Origin of the sequence: Arthrobacter sp. StoSoilA2 (assembly GCF_019977195.1) — a bacterium.
In the GTDB taxonomy this organism is placed as follows: Bacteria; Actinomycetota; Actinomycetes; order Actinomycetales; family Micrococcaceae; genus Arthrobacter.
Window position 1 is genome coordinate 3,174,953 of record NZ_AP024643.1, and the last position, 17,759, is coordinate 3,192,711.

The following is a 17,759-nucleotide window of genomic DNA, read 5'->3' on the forward strand; positions in this document are numbered from 1 at the left end:
GCCGCGTTTTCTTTTGGGGCCAGGTGGCTGCTAAGCTCTAGGACGTCCCACCGGCAACGGAGGGAACCCCGGATGCCCTCGTAGCTCAGGGGATAGAGCGTCTGCCTCCGGAGCAGAAGGCCGTAGGTTCGAATCCTATCGAGGGCACATACAAATACCCCGCCAGTCCAACTGGCGGGGTATTTTTTGCGTTCCAGATCACGCCCCGGCCCAGCTCGCCCTCCGGGCCGCAACCCGGGTCGCCGCTATCAGTTCAGGGCTTGCCGGGCGAACTCGCCAAAATTGTCAGCCCCCGCTCCTAGGCTGATCACAGTTGCCAGTCGCCAAGAGCCAAAAGGGGTTGCTGTGATTTGTTCAATCGTTCCGCCTTACATGCTTCGAAGGATTGCCGCCCAGAGCGAGCCACGGCTTTGGGCTGTTGCCCGGGCCGCAAAGGAATCACTCCTGCACATCAAGGACCTCCAGGCTGTTCGTGCCGCCCCGGCACCCTCTACTCCGCCCAGTGCAGTGGCGGCACAGCCCGGCCCGCCAAAGCGCACCATCTACGATGCCGACACCTCGGAAAACCTGCCCGGCCGGGTAGTCCGCAAGGAGGGCGCTGCGCCAGTTGGGGACGCCGCTACCGATGAGGCCTATGACGGTTTGGGCAGCACCCACCGACTCTATGCAGAGATCTTCGGCCGGGATTCCGTCGATGGCGCCGGCCTGGCCCTGGACGCTACCGTTCACTACGGCAATCTGTACGACAATGCCTTTTGGGATGGCAATCAGATGGTCTTCGGGGATGGCGACGGGGAGATTTTCCTACGCTTCACCAAGTCAGTGAGCGTCATCGGCCACGAACTGGCCCACGGTGTCACGCAATTTACGGCAGGGCTCAATTACCGCAACCAGGCAGGTGCCCTGAACGAGTCCATGTCAGATGTCTTCGGTGTACTCGTGGAGCAGTACCTGAAGAAGGAAACCACGGAGCAAGCCAGCTGGCTGATCGGCGAGGGTCTTTTTACCGACAAAGTCCAAGGTGCGGCCTTGCGCTCGATGAAGGCCCCGGGCACCGCCTACGACGACGACATCCTGGGCAAGGACCCGCAGCCTGACTCGATGGACACATACGTTCGGACCAGTGCCGACAACGGTGGAGTACACATCAATTCGGGCATCCCCAACAGGGCTTTCTACCTTGTTGCCGCAGAGTTGGGCGGCAATGCATGGGGTGTGCCAGGGCAGATCTGGTACGGCACACTCACCAGCGGGTCCCTGCCGCCAGCCTGCACCTTTGGCAAGTTCGCCAAGGCGACTGCGGCTACTGCGGAAGAACTTTTTGGCGTCGGCTCAGTAGAGCATGACGCCGTCCTGAAGGCGTGGGAGACTGTGAAGGTCAAGGTTTAGACCAGCTGGCGGGACCGTCCGGCCCCGGGCAGTCCCGCCGTCGTTGGCTTTCCGCCAGTTCGTCAAAACGAGAAGTAGCCGGTCATGAAAATCACCGTCCAGCGCAGCGGGGGCATAGCCGCGATGACGCGCGTCTGGAGCGTGGAGGCAGTGTCGGATGATGACAAAGAGCGCTGGATGCCGATCGTTGAGGCTTGCCCCTGGGACGAAGCCAAAAGCGAAGCCAGGACTCTGGACGAACCAGATCGATTCACGTACTCCATCAGGGCAGGCCAACGGCGGGCGACACTACCCGAGCGCGCAGTCACTGGGCCTTGGCAGGAACTTGTGGAGTGTGCCAAGGCTGAAGGTTCGGAGTCCCGCGGCCCCCGCGGCCGTCTGGGGGTCCGCCGCTAAATCGCCTCGGCCAATTGCCCGCGGAAGGCCCTCCGGTAGCTCTGCGGACTCGTATCCAGCACCTTGGTGAAGTGGTGGCGCAGCAAAACGGAATGCCCGAACCCTGCTTCGCGCGCGATCTCATCGATGTTGAGCTCCGTGGACTCCAGCAGTTCCTGGGCGCGGAGCACACGCTGGGAGTTCAACCACGCCGCGGGTGTTGTCCCTGTTTCCGCCCTGAAGCGGCGTGCGAATGTTCTGGGCGACATATGCAGCCGGGCAGCCAATTCGTTGACACTGTGTTCTTCGTCGAGGTGTTCAACCATCCACCGCAGGAGTTCCTCCATGGGCGCTGAACCACAGCGCGGCATAGGCCTGTCTATGAACTGGGCCTGGCCGCCGTCGCGATGGGGTGGGACCACCATGTCGCGCGCAATCGCGGCAGCTACGTTTGCTCCCAGCTCTACACGGACAAGATGGAGGCAGGCATCGATTCCGGCGGCGGTCCCTGCGCTGGTAATGATGGTTCCATCCTGTACATAGAGGACATTCTCATCCACTACCACTGCGGGGTATCGACTCGCCAGATCCTGAGAGTAGTGCCAATGGGTGGTGCAGCGCCGGCCGTCAAGCAGGCCGGCCCCGGCCAAGGCGTATGCGCCGGAGCAGATGGACATCACCCACGCGCCGCGGGCGTGGGCCGCCCGCAGTGCATCCAGGACAGATTCTGGGACCTCCTGGTCCCTTCCGAAAGGCGCCATGATGACAAGGTCCGCATCAGCAGCAGCCTCCAGTCCAAGGTTGACGTGCAAGGAGAGGCCGGACTTCATTCGGATGTCCCCCGGTTCCGGCGCGCACACCCTGAAGTCGAAGGCAGGTACGCCTGCGCCACGGTCGGATCTATCGATTCCGAAGACCTCAAAGGCCGTACCGAACTCGAAGATCGAGAAGTTGGGGACAACGATCACGGCTACTGACTTCAACATATCTCCAGTGTGGCAGAAAATTGTCTAAATGGGGCATTTCTGCCACTGTTTCTTGGGTGCCGCCAAGAGAAGACTGAAGCCATGGAAATCTTCGGAATCATCCTCTTCATCGTCCTCATCACCGCCGTCGCAGCCACCGTTACCGCCCTTCTCAAGGACGGACGCGGCCACAACCCACCCATCAACTCCAAGGAACCCTGGAGCGCCTTCGACGCTCCAAGTACTCCCTACTGGAACCCCCGCATCTACTAGCCGCCCACCAGCCCACTGGAAGCATCGAGCCAAGATCCGTCCATCCGACGCCCGTCCTTCAGGGAATTCACCAGGATCCCGAACGACGGGCGTCTCTATGCGCCCCGCTTCCACCGCGGCCTTTAAGGACAGCGGCGCGGCAGCCGGGCCTGCCCGACATGTGACAGCGACAGCGGACGTTGACAGGAAGCCACAGTAGACTGGCAGCAGCCATGACACTTCATATTTCCTACCCCGCTGAGCTGCCGGTATCCGAGCGCCGCGAGGATCTGATGGCGGCGATCGCCGCAAACCAGGTGACCATCATTGCCGGCGAAACCGGCTCGGGCAAAACTACCCAGATCCCCAAGATGTGCTTGGAACTGGGCCTGGGCGACAAAGGCCTGATCGGCCACACGCAGCCGCGACGTCTGGCGGCCAGGACAGTGGCAGAGCGCATCGCGTCCGAGCTGGACGTCGAGATCGGCCAGGAAGTTGGCTTCCAGGTCCGGTTCACTGGCGAGGTCAGTGCATCGACCAAGATCAAGCTCATGACCGATGGCATCCTCCTGGCAGAGATCCAACGGGACAAACTCCTGCGCAAGTACAGCACCATCATCATTGACGAGGCCCACGAACGCAGCCTCAACATCGACTTCATCCTGGGCTATCTGAAGCGTGTCCTCCCCCAGCGCCCCGACCTGAAAATAATCATCACCTCGGCCACCATCGATCCTGAACGCTTCGCCAAGCACTTCGGCACGGAGGAATCCCCCGCACCCATCATCGAGGTTTCCGGCCGCACCTACCCGGTGGAGATCCGGTATCGGCCCTTGTCACAACCTGCCGGTGCGGACGAGGACAGCTCCGACGACGAGCTGGAAGATGACCGGGACCCACTGGATGCCGTCTGTGACGCCGTGGATGAACTGGCCAAGGAAGCGCCGGGCGATATCCTTGTCTTCTTCTCCGGCGAGCGCGAGATCCGCGACGCCGCCGAGGCCATCAATGGCCGCATCCAGAGCAACCGGCGCCTGGCAGGCACGGAAGTCCTGCCCCTCTTTGCCAGGCTGAGCCTGCAGGAGCAGCATCGGGTCTTCAATCCCGGTGGAAAGCGGCGCATCATCCTCGCCACCAACGTGGCGGAAACCTCGCTGACTGTCCCGGGCATCAAGTATGTGATCGACACCGGCACGGCCCGCATCTCGCGGTACTCGCACCGGACCAAGGTCCAGCGCCTCCCCATAGAACGTGTGTCCCAGGCCTCGGCCAACCAGCGGTCCGGGCGTTGCGGACGCGTCTCCGAGGGTATTGCCATCCGTCTCTACTCCGAAGAAGACTATGAGTCCCGCCCGCAGTTCACGGACCCTGAAATCCTGCGGACCAACCTTGCCGCCGTCATTCTGCAGATGACGGCCATGGGCGTTGCCCGTGGTCCCAAGGATGTTGAGAACTTCCCGTTCGTCGAACCGCCTGATTCACGCGCGATTAACGACGGCGTCACCCTCCTTCGCGAGCTAGGCGCCCTCAGCCCGGCAACTTCGAGCAGCCCAGGGCCCAAGGATCCCCGCGGCAACCGTCGAAGCGGCAGTGGCCTGACCGCCGTCGGGCAGAAACTGGCCCAGCTGCCGGTGGATCCGAGGCTCGGCCGCATGATTGTCGAAGCCGGCAAACGCGGTTGTGTCCGCGAAGTGATGATTCTGGCAGCAGCGCTTACCATCCAGGATCCCCGCGAACGGCCGACCGACAAGCAGCAACTCGCTGCTGAGAAGCATGCGCGGTTCCGCGATGAGAACTCGGACTTCACCGGTTTCCTCAACCTTTGGAACTACATTCAGGAAAAGCAACGCGAGATGTCCTCAACGCAGTTTCGCCGGCTGTGCCGCAACGAATTCATCAACTATCTTCGCGTCCGCGAGTGGCAGGACCTTTTTACGCAACTCCGCCAACTTGCCAAGCCCTTGGGTATCACACTGGACAATAGGCGTGAAGCTGATCCCGTAGGCAACCATGAGGGAATCCACATCAGCCTGTTGTCAGGGTTGCTGAGCCACATCGGCCTCCTTGATGAGCGCAAGCGCGAATACGCCGGCGCCCGCGGCAGCCGCTTCGCGATTTTCCCCGGTTCTGCCCTGTTCAAGAAATCGCCTGCATTCGTCATGGCCGCCGAGTTGGTGGAAACGAGCCGCTTGTGGGCACGGGTAGCTGCCAGGTTCGATCCCTTGTGGGTGGAGCAAGTAGCCCCGGACCTCGTGAAGCGCTCCTACAGCGAGCCGCATTGGTCCTCCCGGCAAGGGGCCGTCTTGGCCCACGAGAAGGTCACGCTGTACGGGGTGCCCATCATCCCGAACCGTCGGGTCAACTATGGCCGCATCGATCCGGAATTGTCCCGGGAACTCTTCATCCGTCACGCGCTGGTGGAAGGCGAGTGGAAGACCCATCACAAGTTCTTCCACCGCAACCGCGCGCTCCTGCAGGAGATCGAGGAGCTTGAAACCAGGATGCGCCGGCGGGACCTCCTGGTGGATGACCAAACCCTGTTCGAGTTCTATGACGCCAGAGTGGGCCAGGACGTCGTGTCCGAACGGCATTTCGATAAGTGGTGGAAGGAGGCACGCCAAGCAGATCCTGGGCTGCTGGACTTCGACCAGTCGCTGTTGATGAGCGAGGACGCCGAGGCCCTCGATGATTCCGCCTACCCCAAAACGTGGCTGCACAAGGGCTTCGAACTTCCACTTAGCTACGAGTTCCATCCTGTGGCTCCTGGGTCTGCTCCGAATCCTTCGGACGGTGTCACCGCCGAAGTTCCGGTGTTGTTCCTGAACCAACTCGACGACGCACCGTTCCGGTGGCAGATCCCGGGACAACGCGTAGAACTGATCACGGCGCTTATCAAATCCCTCCCCAAGCAGGTTCGGAAGAACTTTGTGCCTGCCCCTGACGTCGCCCGGCAGGCTACGGAGGCCTTGGAAAGAGACTTCGATCCCGCCACTGACGAGCTTGAGCCCTCCCTGGAACTGGTTCTTCGCCGGCTCCGCGGACACGTCATCCCACCGGGATCATGGAACTGGGAAGCAGTGCCTCCCCACCTTCGCGTGAGCTTTAAGGTGGTGGACAGCAAGGGCAAGGTCCTCGACGAAGGCAAGGACCTTGCCCAACTACAGGAAAAACTGGCCCCGGCCACACGTCGGGCAATCGCCGAATCGCTCGGTGCTACACCAGCGACGACGGCACCCGGCAAGGCTGGCACAAGAGCCGGAGCGCCCGGCGCCTCAAACGGCAAGACCGCCGGTTCCGCGGCCGGGACCGTCAGCAGTCCTGATGCGCATCCTGGCACGCACCCCGGCGCCCAACCCGCCCAGGGAGCGGTGGCCGAACGCAGTGGCATCACTGAATGGGACTTCGGGACCGTGCAACGCCAAGTAACCCGAACAGTCAAGGGCCATGCCGTCACCGGCTTCCCTGCGATCGTGGATGAGGGTACCTCTGTAGCCTTCCGCGTCTTCCAAACCCGCCAGGAACAGGAAGCGGCCATGCGTGGCGGGGTGATCCGGCTCCTGGCTCTTCGAATCCCTGCCCCGGACCGGTACGTGCTGGAGCACCTCAGCAATACCGAAAAGCTGACCTTCAGCCAAAATCCGCACGGCTCCGTCAGTGCCCTGATCGCTGACTGCGCCCTCGCTGCCATCGACAAGCTGACGCCGGAGGCCCTGCCGTGGGATAAGGAAGCCTTCGATGCGTTGTATGAAGTAGTCCGCGCTGAGCTGATCGATACCGTATTTACGGTGACGGCCGTCGTCGAACGCATCCTGGCGAGCACTCGCCGGATCCAGAAGCAGCTGAAGGCCAGTGCCAGCCTGCCGCTCATCAGCGCCCTCAATGACATAAAAAGCCAGCTGGAACAGTTGGTCTTTCCGGGCTTTGTGGCACAGACGGGCTACGCGCAGCTGAGCCAGCTTCCGCGGTACCTGCAGGCGATCGAGAAGCGGCTGGAGAAGCTTCCCGGCAACGTGCAGCGCGATGGACTGAATATGGCCATCGTCCAGGCACTGGAGGATGACTACGACGACGCCGTGTCCGCGTTGCTCCCTGGACGCAGGGCAGGCTCGGAATTAACCCGCGTGCGCTGGATGATCGAGGAGCTGCGCGTAAGCCTCTTCGCCGTCGAGTTGGGCACGGCTTACTCCGTCTCCGAGAAACGCATCCGAACGGCGCTTAACCAGGCCTTGGCGTCAGCTTAGGTCCGGCTTAAAAACAACCGGCGGTGCTGATTCAGCACCGCCGGTTTAACTTGTCTGGAAGGCTTAGTCCTCGGGAACGAAGCTCTCATGGCCGGCCGCCCGCAAGGCCGCACGGAGCTTCACAGCCGTGGCATCCATGACGGCAGGATCCGGATTGTGGTCCACGTTGTGTACCTCAAAGTCCGCCATCGAATAGGCGGGCCAGATGTGCACGTGCAAGTGGTCCACCTCGAAGCCTTCCATCAGGACACCCACGCGTTTGGCGCTGAAAAGATCTTCCTGGACCTTCCCGATCCTCTGGGCAACATCCATGACCTTGGCCAAAAGCTCCGGGCTGGCATGCGTCCAGGAATCCACTTCCTCACGAGGTACCACCAGTGTGTGGCCCGGCGTGATCGGAGCGATTGTCAGGAAGGCCACAACGTCCTCGTCCTTCCACACGAAACGGCCCGGGATTTCCCCGTTGATGATCCTGGTGAACAGCGTGCTCATGCATCTGCCCTTTCTGACGGTTCCTGAAGTGTTGCGGTGTCCAATACAAATCGGTACTTCACGTCGCCGGCCACCATACGGTCATAGGCCTCATTGAGTTGTTCGGCCCCGACGACCTCAATCTCGCTGGCAACTCCATGCGCGGCGCAGAAATCAAGCATTTCCTGGGTTTCGCCGATCCCGCCAATCAGTGAACCTGCATAGGCCAGGCGTCGGCGTATGAGGAGCCCCGGGCTGACGGGCGGCATGTCATCGGCCGGGAGCCCAAGCTGGAAGAGCGCCCCATCAAGCCGCAGCGTGCGGAAGTAGGGGTTGAGATCGTGCGGTGCGGCAACGGTGTCAATGATGACATCGATGCTGCGGTTGGCACCCGCCATGGCCTCAGCGTCCTTGGATAACACCACGTGGTCCGCTCCCAAATCCCGGGCGGCGCCGAACTTCGCTTCAGAGGTGGTGAACACCGTGACCTCAGCGCCCATGGCCTTGGCGATCTTGACGGCCATGTGGCCCAAGCCGCCCAGCCCCACTACTCCCACCGAATCCCCCTCTTCAACCTCGAAATACCTCAACGGCGAATACGTGGTGATCCCGGCGCACAAGAGCGGGGCGGCTGCCGCTGCGTCCAGGGCTTCAGGGATACGCAGCACGAAGCGACGGTCAACCACAACCGACGTCGAATATCCTCCTTGCGTTATTGCTCCGCCATTGCGTGGGTCCGCAACTCCGTAGGTGCCAACATTGCCCCGCTCGCAATACTGCTCCAGTCCCTCCAAGCAGCTCCCGCACTCGCGACAGGAATCCACCAGGCAGCCAACGCCGACGCGGTCACCAGGTGCGAAATTCTGCACGGCAGCACCCACCCGCGTTACCCGGCCGACGATTTCATGACCTGGAACAAGAGGATAATGCGGCAAACGCCATTCACCACGCGTTGCATGAACATCCGAGTGGCAAAGACCGCAAAAATCGATCGCGATCTCCACATCGTCTTCCTTGGGCGCACGGCGCGCGACAGTCAGCGGCACCAACCCACTGTCCGGGGAAGTGGCGCCAAACGCGGCCGCAAGTGTGGATCCTGCCGGTTCCGATGACTGCGAATAAGCAGGCTTCACTGTCTCCACGGGAATTGGCTTCGCCAGGGGCGGGGGCACGGGACGTCCAGGGGTCATGATCCGACGCTACTCCGGGCAGCGGTGCTCGTGCCACTTTGGCCGTGCGGGCCAGGCGAATCCCCTGCGTCCCCTACATATTCGTCCTCGAACGGTTCACTGCCAACGGCCACGCGATTTGCGGCATTGTTAGACCATTGCGAGAACGACCCCGGGAAGAGCGCCGCGGTGTATCCGGCAATTTCCAGGGCGGCAACCTGGTGCGCAGCCGTGACGCCGGAGCCGCAATAGACGGCGACGTTGCCCGGACCATCGGCTCCCAAGCCAGTGAAGCGCCTGCGCAGTTCCTCCGCTGGGAGGAACTTGCCTTCCGCAGTGAGGTTCTCGGTGGTCGGTGCGCTGACCGCGCCAGGAATATGTCCGGCGCGGGGGTCGATCGGCTCGATTTCGCCCCTGTAACGTTCCCCGGCGCGTGCATCAAGCAGTACGCCCTGCTCATGCCAGTGCGCAGCTTCCTCCTCTGTGATCGTGGGCATTCTGCCGTCGTTCAAGGTGACATTCCCGACGGCGGGCGTCACCTCGCCTGCCTCCAGAGGGTGACCTGCCGCGCGCCAGGCCGCCAGTCCGCCGTCGAGCAGGTAGACGGTTTCCACGCCTGCATTCCTCAGCATCCACCAAGCGCGGGCAGCGGCCATACTGCCGCTGTTGTCGTAGGCGACCACGGTGTCGCCATCGTTGATCCCCCAGCGCCGCGCGGCAAGCTGGAAGCGATCAATAGAGGGAAGGGGATGCCGCCCCAGGGCAGGCTGTGCGTGGTCCGCGAGTTCACTGGGCAGGTCCACGAAAACCGCTCCTGGCAGATGGCCTTCCAAGTATTGGCTGTGCCCATCCGTCCTGCCCAGGACCCAACGCACGTCCAGGAGCACGGTGTGCTCCCCCGCCGCGAGCCGCCGGTGTACTTCGGACGCTTCCATCAGAATGGTCATCTGCTCTCCTTCAGCTAAGCCTGCGTGGGTGCTCTGCTACCCATGCCACCCTTCCAGCCTAGTCTTGCCTTCCATACCCCGCCGGTACGCTTGTCCGGTGAGCAATTCGTGCATTCAGGACAGGGTTTGGGCCAGCGAGGCCATCCGCAAGATCGAAGCTGAGAACAATCGTTCGGCAGATACGCACCTCTACGCAGTCCCACTGCCCGAACATTGGGGAGTCCAGCTCTACCTCAAGGATGAGTCGACACACCGATCAGGCAGCCTCAAACATCGCCTGGCCCGTTCTCTGTTCCTCTACGGCCTGGTTAATGGCTGGATCACGGAGGGCACCACTATCGTGGAAGCCTCCAGTGGCAGCACGGCGGTCTCCGAAGCGTACTTCGCCAGGCTCATTGGCCTGCCGTTCATCGCTGTCATGACCAAGACCACCAGCCCGGAAAAGATCGCCCTCATCGAGGAATTCGGGGGCGCCTGCCTCCTTGTGGACCACGCTTCAGAGGTATACGCCGTGGCGGAGGAGACAGCGAAAACGTCCGGCGGCTACTACATGGACCAATTCACCTTCGCCGAGCGCGCCACGGACTGGAGGGGCAACAACAACATCGCCGAATCAATCTTCCAGCAGCTCTCCCTCGAAGAGCATCCGGTTCCCGAGTGGATTGTGGTGGGCGCAGGAACCGGCGGCACAAGCGCAACCATAGGTCGATACCTGCGATACAACAGGCACAGCACCTGCCTTGCCGTGGTGGACCCGGAGAACTCTGCTTTTTACCCGGCCTGGCGGGATGGGAATGCTGCCGCCGCCACGGGATTGCCGTCCCGGATCGAAGGCATAGGCCGTCCCCGCGCGGAGCCGAGCTTCGTCCCGGCTGTCATCGATCACATGATCCAGGTCCCGGACGCAGCCTCTGTGGCAGCCATGCGGCACCTGCGTAAGCTCACTGGATTGCATGCAGGACCCTCCACGGGAACCAATCTTTGGGGCGTCTGGCAACTCGTGGCCCGGATGGTCTCGGAAGGGCGGAAGGGAAGCATCGTCTCGCTCATGTGCGACGGCGGCGATCGCTATGCGGGCAGCTATAACGACGCCGCTTGGCTGGCCAGCAAAGGGCTGGACCCCGCGCCGTACGAATCGGTCCTTGACCACTTCCACGAAACCGGGACGTGGACCGGCTAAACCTCTACTGACTCCAGGGGTGCGAGTCGCGTGTAGGCGGTTCCGTAGCGGGCACCGATGCGGGTGACGTGGCCTTCCACGATCCCCCGGCCCAGCTCGTTAAGCAGGCCATCATGGACGGGGAACGCTTTGGGCGCGCGCACCGAGATGACAAAGTCCACCACTTCCCCCACTTTGGACCATGGCGCGTGGATGGGCACCAGGAGCGTCTGGACGTTGATTCCGTCCGGAACCACGAATGAGTCACCCGGGTGGAAGACGTTCCCGTCCACCAGGTAACCGATGTTGGACACCACGGGAATCTGGGCATGGATGACGGCATGCTGGCCACCGAAGGTTCGCACCTGGAACCCCGCAGCCTCGAAACCGGATCCCGGTTCGACGATATGGATCCGCTTGGCCACGGTGTCCGATCCAGCGTCGGATCCAGTTGCGTCGCCCTCTGCGGCCTCAGTAAGGGACTTTGCAACACCTGCCGGCGCATAGACCTCAAGCGAAGAGTTGCTGCGCAGGGCCGCCAGCACGGCCGGCCGATCAATATGGTCGTTGTGCTCATGCGTTACAAGGACAGCGTGCGCACCTGCCAACGCTTCTTCGGACTCGGAGAACGTGCCGGGATCGATGACCAGGACCCGCCGGTCCTTCTCCAGCCGGATACAGGCATGCGTGAACTTGGTGAGCTTCATGGTGACAGCCTAGGGGCGGCCGCCGACAGTTTCCAAGCCTCCCCTACTGGTAAAATTGGGGTTTGCCAGCGTTTCCAGGGAAGTGAGTCTTTCAATGCCACAAGGCACCAATTCCGTCACGAGCGGCCCAGCCTCGCCGGTGGTGACAGGCGTCAAGGAGCAGCGCGTCACCAAGCAGCGCCTGGCCGTTAGCGCGGCGCTGGATGAATTGGACGACTTCGTCAGCACCCAGGAACTGTACCGCCTCCTGCAGAACAAGGGCATCTCAGTCTCCCTTGCCACTGCCTACCGCATCCTGCAGTCACTTGCCGACGACGGACTCATTGATGTCCTGCGCAACGGGGAGGGCGAAGCCGTATACCGCCGCTGCACCGTCACTGGACACCATCACCATTTGCTCTGCAGGAACTGCGGCAAGGCTGTGGAAGTGGAAGCCCCGGCGGTTGAGACCTGGGCGGCCCGAACAGCCGCTGAGCATGGTTTCACCGAGGTGGCGCACACCGTGGAAATCTTTGGACTATGCCCTGAATGCACTGCCAGGAAGGCCGCCGGAAAGCTCTAAAGGGCGCCGGCAGGCTGCTCCCGTGAGACGCGGCCATTGAGGCCACGGTTGGCCCGCACCCGCCCGATCACGCGGCACACCACGTAAATAAGGAATGACAACGTGGTGACATAGGGGCTGATCGGTATCCGGCTGCCAAGGGCAAGCAGAATTCCACCGACAGTAGCGGCGGTCGCGAACACAACGCTCAAAAGCACCACCAGGCGTGGTGACGTGGTAACCCGTAGTGCGGCAGCGGCCGGTGTGATGAGCAGCGCCAAAACCAGCAGTGCGCCGACAATCTGGATGGACAAAGCCACACTGACCCCCAGCAGCACCATGAAGCCGATCGCCAGGCCCCGAACGGGAACACCGCGGGCTTCAGCCATTTCAGGGTCCACGCTGGCAAAACTGAGCGGACGCCAGATTGCCGCGAGGGCAATCACCACCAGGACGGCCGTTCCCACGAGTGCCTGGAGCTGGACAGTATCCACGGAAACGATCTGGCCGGTGAGCAGTCCGAATTTGTTTGCGGCGCGGCCCTCGTACAGGGCAAGGAACAAGATGCCCAGGCCCAGCCCGAACGGCATGATCACGCCGATGATCGAGTTCTTGTCCCGGGCCCTGACACCCATCAGTCCCAGCAGCAGTGCCGCAGCCACTGAGCCGATCAGCGAGCCGAAAATGATATCGGCACCGATCAGCAGGGCAAAAGCGGCACCCGCAAAGGACAGCTCAGAGATGCCATGGACGGCGAACGCCAGGTCCCGCTTCATCACGAACGTGCCGACGAGTCCGCCTAGAAGTCCCAGGACAGCCCCGGCCCAAATGGAGTTTTGAACCAGTGCCAACAATTCGCCATAGTTCTCGAAGTTGAAGATGGTCTGCAGGATTCCGTTGAGGTCCATTTAGAACTCCTGCCCAGCCGTGGCGTGCGCGTCGTCGTGGAAGTGCGTGGTCGCGTCCGGAAGCCCGACGACGACGATCCTTCCGTTGGTATGGATAACTTCCACGTGGCTGTTGTAAAGCTCGGACAAAACTTCGGTGGTCATGACTTCCTGTGGCGTCCCGACGCGGAAATGGCCGCCGGCCAGGTAGAGCACCCGATCAACGTAGTCGATCACAGGATTGATTTCGTGGGTTACGAAAACGACGGCACTGTTCCGGGCGTGGCATTGTTCGTTGATGAGTGAACTGACGCCCTGCTGATGATGCAGGTCCAAAGACAGCAACGGTTCATCGCAAAGGAGTACCTGGGGTTCCGTGGCCAGGGCCTGGGCCACACGAAGCCGTTGTTGCTCTCCACCTGACAACTGCCCCACGGGCACTTTCGCATAGTCCGAGGCTCCCACCAGCTCCAGCAGTTCATCTATCCGCTGGTTTACTTTCCTTGAAGCCAGCCGCATACCCCACCGGTGGCCGTCAATGCCCAGCCCTACCAGGTCGCGTGCACGCAAAGGCGTATCCGGCGCAAAGGACTTTTGTTGGGGAATGTAACCGATCCGTTTGCTGCCCCGCTCCACCGGATGTCCGCCCAACGCAACCGTTCCTGACTTCAGTTCCTGAAGCCCCAGGAGGACCTTCAGGAAGCTGGTCTTGCCGCTTCCGTTGGGCCCGAGGACGGCAAAGAACTCCCCCGGATGAATGTCGAGATCAAGATCGCGCCAGAGTGTCCTCTTGCCGAACTGAAGGCTCGCTCCGCGGAGGCTCACTACGGGTGTCAAAAGTTGTCCTCGATTCATGCGTTGCTGGGAACGCAACTAGTGGTGGCACCTTGGAGTGGCGCCTGTGCTGGTGCAGGATTCTGTGCTGGTGAGAGACAGAGGGCCCCGCAGCCATCCTGAATATCTTAGGACGCCGACGGGGCCCCCACCGCAATGGGATGTCAGGAAATCTACTTCTTGAGCGCTGCCGTGATGGATTCCACGTTGTCGGTCATCCACTGCACGTAGTCCTTGCCTTCCGGCAAGGTTTCGGTGAAGTTCACTACGGGCACGCCCGCAGTCTCGGCAGCCCGCTTTACGGATTCGGTCTGCGGCCCTTCCGTCTGTTCGTTGTACGCCAGCAGCCGGACACCGCCGGAGCCCACCAGGTCCGTCGTTTCCTTCAGGACCGACGCCGGGACATCGGTTCCTTCTTCAATCGCTGCACTGTAAGCTTCCGGAGTCTTGTTCTCCAGCCCGGCCGCTGCCAGCAGGTACAAAGGAACGGGTTCAGTGATCGCCACAGGAGTGTGGTCGTTGCCTTCCTTCAGGGCTGCAAGCTTCCCGTTGAGCTCTGTCAGCTTCGCCTTGAACGTGTTGGCGTTGGCGGTGAAGGTCGAAGCAGATGCAGCGTCCAGGCTGCTGAGCTTGCTGGCCACAGCGTCAGCGAATTTGCCCATCGTGTCCAGGCTGTACCAGACGTGCTCGTTGAACTCACCGTGGTCATGGTTGTGGCCCTCTTCGGAGGACGCCGCTTCGCTGTGGCTTTCCTCTTCCGGAGCCAACCCCGAGACCTCAACGGCGCTGATCATATTTTCGTGGCCGACGTTGGTCTCATCGGCAATTTTGTGGAGGAATTCGTCATAGCCTCCGCCGTTCTCAACCACGAGCTTGGCTTTGGAGATGACCAGCTTGTCTTGCGCACTGGCTTCGTAGGAATGCGGGTCCTGGCTCGTCTTGGTGATGATCGCGTTCACGTTGACCTTGTCCCCGCCAATGGCCTTCACGACGGCTCCGTAAACATTCGTGGAGGTCACCACTTCAATGGCGCCTGACGACGAAGACGGGGCTCCTGCCCCGGCACTGCCGGCACAGGATGAAAGCAACAGGGCGGCGAGGCCGGCTGAAGCGGCCATTGACATGCGGGCGACAGAACGACGCACGGAAACCTCGGATCTACTCAAATGAGAATCAAAAACATTTACCAAGTGGTTTCATTCTAGCCCTAAATGGGAATGATTCCTATTTAGAAGGGCTGGCACCGACCAACCGGGTCGGCGCCAGCCACAATTTCCCGCTATTGCTGGGTCTGCGGACCCCCCAGACGGCGGATCCCCGTCGCTTGGGTAGCATCGCGGATCTCGCCCACCAACTGCTCGATCACATCCTCAAGGAACAACACGCCCTGTGTAGCGCCACCCGGTCCCACAACACGGGCGAGATGCGAGCCGGTCCGCTGCATCACAGACATCGCCTGTTCAATCTCATCCTCCGGCGAGAGGTTCGCCAGGGAACGGATACGCCCCTCGGCAATCGGATGGCGGCGACCCTCCTCAGGTATGGAGAGGATGTCCTTGACGTGCAGGTATCCGGCGAGTTCGCCGTCGTCGTCCACCATGGGAAAACGCGAGAAGCCGGTACGGCTGACCGCCTTCTCCAACTCAACGGGAGTCGACGCTGTCCTCAGGACCACCAGCTTGTCCAACGGAACCATGATGTGCGAGGCCGTGTGTTCAGAGAACTCCAGGGCACCGCTGAGCAAGCCGGCGTCATCGTCCACCAGGCCATGCCGTGTGGATTCCTGCACAATCGACTGGACTTCCTCAAGGGTGAATGAAGATGACACTTCGTCCTTGGGTTCGATCTTCATCAATCGGAGGATGTGGTTCGCAAGCCAGTTGAGGGTCCAGATCACCGGTTTGACCACGCGGCTGATAAACACCAGCGGCGGCGCCAACAGCAGTGCCGCCTTGTCCGCTACGGACACCGAGATGTTCTTGGGGACCATCTCTCCGAACGTCACGTGCAGGAACGTGACAAAGAGGAGTGCAATGGCAAAGGCGATGACATCTGCCAGCTCCATCGGGACGCCAACCATCTCAAGCGGCTCCGCCAACAAGTGGTGGATAGCCGGCTCGGCAACCTGAAGAATCAAGAGCGAGCACACGGTGATGCCCAACTGCGCGCAGGCCAGCATCAAGGACACACTTTCCATGGCCTGCAACGTAGTTTGAGCCCGCTTCGACCCAGCCTGCGCCAGAGGCTCAATCTGGCTGCGGCGTGCGGACATGACCGCGAATTCCGCACCCACGAAAAAAGCATTGCCGATCAAAAGAACCACGAGCCAGGCAATTCCTGCCCAGTCACTCATACGGCACCTGCTTCGTGGCGGTCATTCTGCGTGTCCTCAAGCGTCGCTTCATCTTCTTCAATGTGGTGGAAGCAGATCCGGTCAATTCTCCGACCGTCCATGCGGGTCACGGTCAGCGTGCCGCCACCGGCCTGCACCACATCACCCACCTTCGCAATACGCCCAAGCTTGCTCATCACATAACCGCCCACAGTTTCGTAGGCAGGCTCATCAGGAACACTCAGGTTGGGGATTTGTTCGGACACCTCATCCGGCCTCAGGAGGCCAGGGAAGTACCAGTCGCCGGATGCGCTCTGCAAAAGTCCGGGGCGGACCCTGTCGTGTTCGTCCGAGACCTCCCCAACGATCTCCTCAACCAGGTCCTCGAGGGTTGCAATCCCGGCGGTGCCACCATATTCATCAAGAACGACGGCCAGTTGCAGGTTTCCTTCGCGCAGTTCGGAGAGGAGGGCATCCAGGTGGATGGTCTCAGGAACACGAAGTACGTCCGTCATGATCGCCCCGGCCTGAAGCTTCGCCCGACGATCTGCAGGCACGGCCACTGCTTTCTTGATATGGACCACGCCGCGGATGTCGTCGGCCGAATCACCAATCACCGGGAAACGGGAGTATCCGGTCCGCCGCGCGGCATCGAGGATGTCGCTCACCGGCTGGTCGGCATCAATCGTTTCCATCCGGATGCGCGGCGTCATGACGTCCGCTGCAGTGCGTCCCGAAAAATTCAGGGTTCGCGCCACGAAGTTTGCGGTGCCGGCATCGAGCGTGCCCAGCTCAGCAGAGCGCCGGACGAGGGAAGCCAGCTCGGCCGGAGTGCGGGCTCCCGAGATTTCCTCTTTCGCTTCCAGTCCAAACAGGTTCAGCACCTTATTGGAGAAGCCATTGAGCACCACGATCGCCGGCTTGAAGACGGCAGTGAAAATGAGCTGCGCACGGGCAAGCCTCTTGCCCAGCGGGAATGCCAGGGCGATGGCCATGTTCTTGGGCACCAGCTCGCCCAGGAGCATCGACAACAGGGTGGCGAACGCCATCGCTACAACCAGGGCTATGGAGTGTGCGACTTCCAGGCTGAGGCCAAGCAGGCCCAGAGGAGCCACAAGCAGCTGTCCCACAGATGGCTCCATGACGAAACCTGTCAGGAGGGTGGTCATCGTAATGCCAAGTTGGCAGCTGGAAAGCTGGGTGGACAGGGACTTCAAGCATTTCAGGAGCGGAGCTGCGGCGTGGTCGCCGTTGTCGACTGCGCGCTGAACGCTTGCCTGGTCCAGGGCGACCAAGGAAAATTCAACTGCTACAAAGAAGCCGGTGCCAAGAATCAGGGCAAAGCCGGCAAGGAGGAGGACCCATTCCACTTAGCGCATCCCTCCAAGGGCAGGCGCTTGCAGTTTGGAAGTTCCGCTGAAGGGGGAGATTCGCCCCGGCGGAGGCTGATCGGGGGCCGCAGACGCATGGTCCGTGGCGCCACCGGCTCG

At 61.5% G+C, this 17,759-nt stretch carries 16 protein-coding genes and 1 tRNA gene; 7 read left to right on the forward strand and 10 right to left on the reverse strand.

The window, feature by feature from the left end; all coding sequences use genetic code 11:
* Positions 1-74: 74 nt before the first annotated feature.
* The 3 genes from LDN82_RS14425 to LDN82_RS14435 all read left to right on the forward strand — a co-directional run bounded on the left by LDN82_RS14425 (position 75) and on the right by LDN82_RS14435 (position 1,785).
* Positions 75-147 (forward strand) — tRNA-Arg (locus LDN82_RS14425).
* Between the two features lie 225 nt (positions 148-372).
* Complete coding sequence (locus LDN82_RS14430; protein ID WP_224167543.1) at positions 373-1,389, forward strand: M4 family metallopeptidase; 1,017 nt, start codon at positions 373-375, stop codon at positions 1,387-1,389.
* An 84-nt stretch (positions 1,390-1,473) separates the two neighbouring features.
* Positions 1,474-1,785 (forward strand): protealysin inhibitor emfourin, encoded by a 312-nt coding sequence (locus LDN82_RS14435; RefSeq protein WP_224088002.1) that lies wholly within the window; start codon positions 1,474-1,476, stop codon positions 1,783-1,785.
* Here the strand turns inward: LDN82_RS14435 and LDN82_RS14440 are convergent.
* Positions 1,782-2,750 carry a helix-turn-helix domain-containing protein gene (locus LDN82_RS14440; RefSeq protein WP_224164696.1) on the reverse strand — a complete coding sequence of 323 codons (969 nt, stop codon included), beginning with the start codon at positions 2,748-2,750 and terminating at the stop codon, positions 1,782-1,784. The two genes, LDN82_RS14435 and LDN82_RS14440, sit on opposite strands and share 4 nt — an antisense overlap.
* Positions 2,751-2,831: 81 nt before the next feature.
* On the opposite strand from LDN82_RS14440, the gene LDN82_RS14445 reads away from it, so the two are divergent.
* Both LDN82_RS14445 and hrpA read left to right on the forward strand, forming a co-directional pair.
* A complete protein-coding gene (locus LDN82_RS14445; protein WP_223946385.1) occupies positions 2,832-3,002 on the forward strand; it encodes a hypothetical protein in 171 nt (56 codons plus the stop codon).
* Positions 3,003-3,214: 212 nt separating this feature from the next.
* Positions 3,215-7,222: an ATP-dependent RNA helicase HrpA gene (gene hrpA / locus LDN82_RS14450; RefSeq protein ID WP_224164697.1), complete on the forward strand. Its 4,008-nt coding sequence runs from the start codon at positions 3,215-3,217 to the stop codon at positions 7,220-7,222.
* A gap of 63 nt (positions 7,223-7,285) precedes the next feature.
* Here the strand turns inward: hrpA and LDN82_RS14455 are convergent, their stop codons facing one another.
* The 3 genes from LDN82_RS14455 to LDN82_RS14465 are packed head-to-tail and all read right to left on the reverse strand — an operon-like array spanning position 7,286 to position 9,809.
* The gene (locus tag LDN82_RS14455) at positions 7,286-7,714 is read right to left on the reverse strand and encodes an HIT family protein (RefSeq protein WP_224088005.1); all 429 of its coding nucleotides are present in this window, start codon (positions 7,712-7,714) and stop codon (positions 7,286-7,288) included.
* Positions 7,711-8,883: an NAD(P)-dependent alcohol dehydrogenase gene (locus LDN82_RS14460; protein WP_224164698.1), complete on the reverse strand. Its 1,173-nt coding sequence runs from the start codon at positions 8,881-8,883 to the stop codon at positions 7,711-7,713. The genes LDN82_RS14455 and LDN82_RS14460 overlap by 4 nt, the downstream gene beginning before the upstream one ends.
* Positions 8,880-9,809 carry a sulfurtransferase gene (locus LDN82_RS14465; protein ID WP_224164700.1) on the reverse strand — a complete coding sequence of 310 codons (930 nt, stop codon included), beginning with the start codon at positions 9,807-9,809 and terminating at the stop codon, positions 8,880-8,882. The genes LDN82_RS14460 and LDN82_RS14465 overlap by 4 nt, the downstream gene beginning before the upstream one ends.
* A 97-nt stretch (positions 9,810-9,906) precedes the next feature.
* On the opposite strand from LDN82_RS14465, the gene LDN82_RS14470 reads away from it, so the two are divergent.
* Positions 9,907-10,989 (forward strand): PLP-dependent cysteine synthase family protein, encoded by a 1,083-nt coding sequence (locus LDN82_RS14470; protein ID WP_224164702.1) that lies wholly within the window; start codon positions 9,907-9,909, stop codon positions 10,987-10,989.
* Here the strand turns inward: LDN82_RS14470 and LDN82_RS14475 are convergent.
* Positions 10,986-11,675 (reverse strand): MBL fold metallo-hydrolase, encoded by a 690-nt coding sequence (locus tag LDN82_RS14475; RefSeq protein WP_224164704.1) that lies wholly within the window; start codon positions 11,673-11,675, stop codon positions 10,986-10,988. The genes LDN82_RS14470 and LDN82_RS14475 overlap by 4 nt on opposite strands.
* A 94-nt stretch (positions 11,676-11,769) precedes the next feature.
* Between LDN82_RS14475 and LDN82_RS14480 the strand changes: the two genes are divergently transcribed.
* Positions 11,770-12,237, forward strand: coding sequence for a Fur family transcriptional regulator (locus tag LDN82_RS14480; protein ID WP_224164705.1), 468 nt, complete (start codon positions 11,770-11,772; stop codon positions 12,235-12,237).
* On the opposite strand, the gene LDN82_RS14485 is transcribed toward LDN82_RS14480, so the two are convergent.
* The 5 genes from LDN82_RS14485 to LDN82_RS14505 form a co-directional block, all read right to left on the reverse strand.
* Positions 12,234-13,124, reverse strand: coding sequence for a metal ABC transporter permease (locus tag LDN82_RS14485; RefSeq protein ID WP_224164706.1), 891 nt, complete (start codon positions 13,122-13,124; stop codon positions 12,234-12,236). The genes LDN82_RS14480 and LDN82_RS14485 overlap by 4 nt on opposite strands.
* Positions 13,125-13,940 carry an ABC transporter ATP-binding protein gene (locus LDN82_RS14490; RefSeq protein ID WP_224164707.1) on the reverse strand — a complete coding sequence of 272 codons (816 nt, stop codon included), beginning with the start codon at positions 13,938-13,940 and terminating at the stop codon, positions 13,125-13,127. It abuts the gene before it with no gap.
* A gap of 170 nt (positions 13,941-14,110) precedes the next feature.
* The gene (locus LDN82_RS14495) at positions 14,111-15,082 is read right to left on the reverse strand and encodes a zinc ABC transporter substrate-binding protein (RefSeq protein WP_224164708.1); all 972 of its coding nucleotides are present in this window, start codon (positions 15,080-15,082) and stop codon (positions 14,111-14,113) included.
* 134 nt (positions 15,083-15,216) lie between these two features.
* On the reverse strand, positions 15,217-16,290 hold the full coding sequence (locus LDN82_RS14500; protein ID WP_224164709.1) for a hemolysin family protein: 1,074 nt from the start codon (positions 16,288-16,290) through the stop codon (positions 15,217-15,219).
* Positions 16,287-17,639 (reverse strand): hemolysin family protein, encoded by a 1,353-nt coding sequence (locus tag LDN82_RS14505; RefSeq protein WP_224164710.1) that lies wholly within the window; start codon positions 17,637-17,639, stop codon positions 16,287-16,289. Before LDN82_RS14505 ends, LDN82_RS14500 begins: the two co-directional genes overlap by 4 nt.
* Between the last annotated feature and the right edge of the window lie 120 nt (positions 17,640-17,759).